Below are 4,307 nucleotides of genomic sequence, written 5' to 3' on the forward strand. Positions count from 1 at the left end.
GCCGGAGGCCGCGCCGGGCGCCTCGGGCCGCGCCGGGGCGTCCACTGCAGCCGCCGGGACCCACTGCGCTGACGCCGTTCCGCGCGCCGATGGCGAGGAGCCTGAGGGGTTGGGTGCGGCCCGCTGGGCCGCGGCGGAAGACACGCGGTCAGGCGGCGACGCCGGGCGCCGGCCCTGGGACGGCGGCCCCGAGGGGGCCGGGGACCCGGGGGGCGTGGTCATCTACGGACCTCCGTCCAGCCAGGCTGGGACACCAGTCGAAGCATACGGGCCAACAACCGATCAACCGACCTCAGTCCCGATAGCGAGACCGGTAGAACTGCGGTTGGGTGGCCACCCAAGCAGGTCGATACCGGCCTGACCTGGGACGGGACAAACCTGGCGGCCGGCTCGCAGACGGCCGGCGCAGGCGAGCCCCGGACGAGCGTGACGACCTCCACATCCACCTTGCCGGATGCCTGTCACACTCTCGCCCGAACAGGCCATGGGGTGTTGACGGGCCTTCGCGCACCGGGGCTCCGATGTCAGCCCAGCGGCGTGACGATGGACGAACTACGCCCGTCCCGCAGCGAAATCGGATTGTCACGCAACTGCCACACGACTGTCACAGACAGCACTACCACGGCGATCCGGATCAATGGCCCGGACTAGTCATTTGGATAACCACCCGTGTGGGGTCTGTGCCGTGGCCACGCCACTCCGTACGGTTTCGGGTCAACGCCACGTCACCACCCGCACGGGCCCCCTGACCCGGACTCGAGAAGAAAGGCAGGTGGCATGACCAGTAGCCCGGCCCCCGCCATCAGCACAACGACAACCCTGCACGCCAACCCGACCCGCCTGGTGGGCTCCACCGTCGACGGCGACTGGACGGCTCACGCCGCCTGCCGCGATCTCGACCCGGATGAGCTCTTCGTCCAGGGCGCCGCCCAGAACCGGGTGAAGACCCGGTGCTTCGGCTGCGTCGTCCGCACCGAGTGCCTCGCCGACGCCCTCGACAACCACGTCGAGTTCGGTGTCTGGGGTGGCATGACCGAACGGGAGCGCCGCGCGCTGCTGCGTCGTCGTCCGGACGTCACGTCCTGGCGCAAACTGCTCGCGGACGCCCAGGCCGATCACCGATCGGCCTCCGCCGGATAGCCCCGCCGGGCCCGTCCCAGCCATCCGGCCGGCGCGTTCACCTGACCGCTCCGACGCCGAACTGGGATACACCCACATGATCCGAGCGTGACCGGCACGGTAGGGATCTCCGCCGCCCGCGTCCGGCTCCGACCGAGGACAGCGCCGTCCCGGCCCGGATCCCCCGATCTTCCGCTAACGATCACCCAGGGCCGTCCGACCGCTGGCACGTCGATCCCCACGGCCGGCCAGGTTCAGCCAGCCTGTTCCAGCCGCTCGACCCGGGCCATCGCGGTCCCGATCTCGCGCAGACCGTCGAGGTCGTGCACGTCGCCGGACAGCGCCTCCACCTCCACCAGCGGGGTGTCCGGATGGGCGCTGGTGAACCGCTCGCGAAGCCGGGCCTCCCGGCTGGCCAGCCGCACCCGTTCGGCGTGGAGACGCAGAACGGCCGCTGCGAGCGGATGCTCCCGATGCTCGTCGAGGTTCTCCGCCGCGGTCAGACTGCGTTCCACCGTGAGCGCCGCGGCGTCACTGTGGTGCATCCGGTTGACCACCAGGCCCGCCAGCGGCATCCCCTCGGCGTCCAGCCGATCGACGAAGTACGACGCTTCCCGCAGCGCTGCCGCCTCCGGCGCGGCGACCACGACGAACGAGGTGCCCGGGGCCCCGAGCAGCCGGTAGGTCTCCTCCGCCCGGGCCCGGAAGCCACCGAACATCGTCTCCAGCGCGCCGACGAACTGGCTGAGGTCCACGAGCAGCTGCGCGCCGAGCACCTTGGTGATCACCCGGGTGAACATCCCGAGCCCGGCGCCCAGCACCTTTGCGTACGCCCGGCCGCCAGCCTTGGCCGGCGCGAGCAGCACCCGCAGCAGCCGGCCGTCGAGAAAGGTGCCGAGCCGGGTCGGGGCGTCGAGGAAGTCCAGCGCCGAGCGGGTCGGCGGGGTGTCCACGACGATGAGGTCCCACTCGCCGGTCGCGTCGAGCTGACCGAGCTTCTCCATCGCCATGTACTCCTGGGTGCCGGAGAAGGAGGAGGACAGCGACTGGTAGAAGGGGTTCTCGAGCAGCGCCTGCGCCCGCTCGGGGGTGCTGTGGGTCAGGACGATCTCGTCGAACGTCCGCTTCATGTCCAGCATCATCGCGTCGAGACGCCCGCCGGCCGCGCCGTCGACCCCGGCGACTTCCCGCGGGGTGTTGTCGAGCACGGTCAGGCCCATCGACTGGGCCAGGCGGCGCGCCGGATCGATGGTCAGAACGACCACGGAACGGCCGCGTTCGGCCGCCCGCAACGCGAGCGCCGCGGCCGTCGTCGTCTTACCCACCCCGCCGGAGCCGCAGCACACCACGATCCGCTCGGTGTCGAGCATCTGGTCCACGTCGAGCAGCGGCACACCGGGCGGATGCGGGCGGATCGGGTGGCTCGCGCCCCTGCTGGGAACGGCGGCGTCGCCAGCCGACGACGACGAGTCGGACTCGGACCGGCGGCTACCGGCACCCGTGCCGGACTTCGGCTTCGCGCCGGTCGCCGCGCGGCGCCCGCCCGATTTCGACGTCGTCGTCCTGGGCACCGGTGTCTTCGGCCCGGGCTCATCGGCCGGGATGGGCGGCGCGGGCGGCCGCTCGTCGTCGGAGGTGGGGGTCAACGCGTCAGCCAACCATCTGCTGGGCGCGCAGCAGCTCGGCGAACCGGTAGATGGTGCCGAGATCCACACCGTCCGCCACCAGCGGCATCTCGTAGACGGGTCGACCGAGCGCGGCGATCTCCGCGCGTTCGGTCCGCTCCAGCGCCACCCGGTCGGCGTGCTGCGCCGCCTCCCACGCCAGCGCCTCGACCAGCGTCGGCGTCGGCTCCAGGCCCGCCTCCTTGATTCCGGCGGCGATCTCCTCCGGGTCCAGCTCGCCGCGCCGCGCCAGCCGCAGTTCCCTGGCCTTCAGCAGCGGCGGGCGGGCCATGTTGACGATCACACCGCCCAGGGGCAGCCCGGCGCGGCCGAGCTCGGCCACGGCGTCCACCGTCTCCTGGACGGGCATCTCCTCCAGCAGCGTGACGAGGTGCACCGCCGCCCGCTCGGGCCGCAGCACCGCCATCACGCTGTCGGCCTGTGCCCGGATCGGCCCCATCTTCGCGAGCCCCGCCACCTCGGAGGTCACGTTGAGGAACCGTGAGATCCGGCCGGTCGGCGGAGCGTCCAGCACGACCGCGTCGTAGGCGAGGCCGCCGGGACGGGTGCCGTCGGGCCGGTTGACGGCTTCCTTGACCTTGCCGGTCAGCAGCACGTCGCGCACGCCGGGAGCGACTGTCGTCGCGAAGTCGACGGCGCCGATGCGCCCGAGCGCCCGCCCGGCCCGGCGCAGGTTGTAGAACATCTCCAGATATTCCAGCAGGGCTTCGTCCGCGTCGATGGCGAGGCCGAACACCTCGCCGCCGCCCGGCGCGCTGGCGACCTTGCGCTCCTGGTAGGGCAGCGGCGGCGTGTCGAACAGCTGGGCGATCTGCTGGCGGCCCTCGACCTCCGTGAGCAGGACACGACGGCCGCCGGTGGCGAGTGCCACCGCGAGCGCGCCGGCCATCGTCGTCTTACCCGTACCGCCCTTGCCGGTGACGATGTGCAGCCGTCGGTCCCACGGGCCGTCGGCCTCGGCTCCGCCAGGAGCACTGTCGTCGGTCACGGTGCGTCTGCCGCTCACATGCTCGACCGTACCCGCGCGGCCCGTCCGCGCCACGCTGGACCGCAAGGGTGCCCACGGCCATGGGGCCCCGTTCGCGGCGCCCCGGGGCGCGAGCGTGGGCGAGATGTCGGGGCCTCACGGGTGGTGGTCTAAGGTCCGGTGTCATGCAGACGAAGTGGGAGTACTTCACGGCTCCGTTGCTGATCCACAACACCAAGCAGATCCTCGACACGTTCGGCGAGGATGGCTGGGAGCTGGTCCAGGTGATCCCCGCGCCCGCCAACCCCGAGGGTCTCGTGGCCTATTTCAAGCGTCCCAGGTCCTGAGATGGCCGGCCCGGGTCAGCGGCTGACCGAGCTGGGACTGACGCTGCCGCCGGTGGCGAGCCCCGCCGGCGCCTACCTGCCCGCCGTGCGCGACGGCGAGCTGGTCTGGTCGGCCGGGCAGCTCCCGATCGTGGACGGCCGCCTGCTCGAGACCGGGCTGGTCGGCGACGCCGTCACCGCCGAGCGGGC

General features: G+C 72.2%; 5 protein-coding genes. 3 read left to right on the forward strand and 2 right to left on the reverse strand.

Annotated features, from left to right (window positions below):
* Positions 1-777 precede the first annotated feature (777 nt).
* Positions 778-1,140, forward strand: a complete 363-nt coding sequence (locus MXD58_RS21270) for a WhiB family transcriptional regulator (protein ID WP_248838184.1) — start codon at positions 778-780, stop codon at positions 1,138-1,140.
* A 233-nt stretch (positions 1,141-1,373) separates the two neighbouring features.
* On the opposite strand, the gene bagB is transcribed toward MXD58_RS21270, so the two are convergent.
* Together bagB and bagA are read right to left on the reverse strand one after the other, a co-directional pair.
* The gene (gene bagB, locus MXD58_RS21275; protein ID WP_284678673.1) at positions 1,374-2,777 is read right to left on the reverse strand and encodes an ArsA family ATPase; all 1,404 of its coding nucleotides are present in this window, start codon (positions 2,775-2,777) and stop codon (positions 1,374-1,376) included.
* Entirely contained in the window at positions 2,770-3,846 is a 1,077-nt protein-coding gene (gene bagA / locus MXD58_RS21280; protein ID WP_518478561.1) for an ATPase BagA, read from the reverse strand. Before bagA ends, bagB begins: the two co-directional genes overlap by 8 nt.
* 110 nt (positions 3,847-3,956) lie before the next feature.
* Between bagA and sp36 the strand changes: the two genes are divergently transcribed.
* Positions 3,957-4,118: a Sp36 family protein gene (gene sp36 / locus MXD58_RS21285; RefSeq protein WP_248838186.1), complete on the forward strand. Its 162-nt coding sequence runs from the start codon at positions 3,957-3,959 to the stop codon at positions 4,116-4,118.
* 1 nt (position 4,119) lies between these two features.
* A partial coding sequence (locus MXD58_RS21290) for a RidA family protein (RefSeq protein WP_518478563.1) occupies positions 4,120-4,307 on the forward strand: 188 nt, incomplete at its 3' end.

It is taken from the genome of Frankia sp. AgKG'84/4, from assembly GCF_023242965.2.
Classification (GTDB): Bacteria; Actinomycetota; Actinomycetes; order Frankiales; family Frankiaceae; genus Frankia.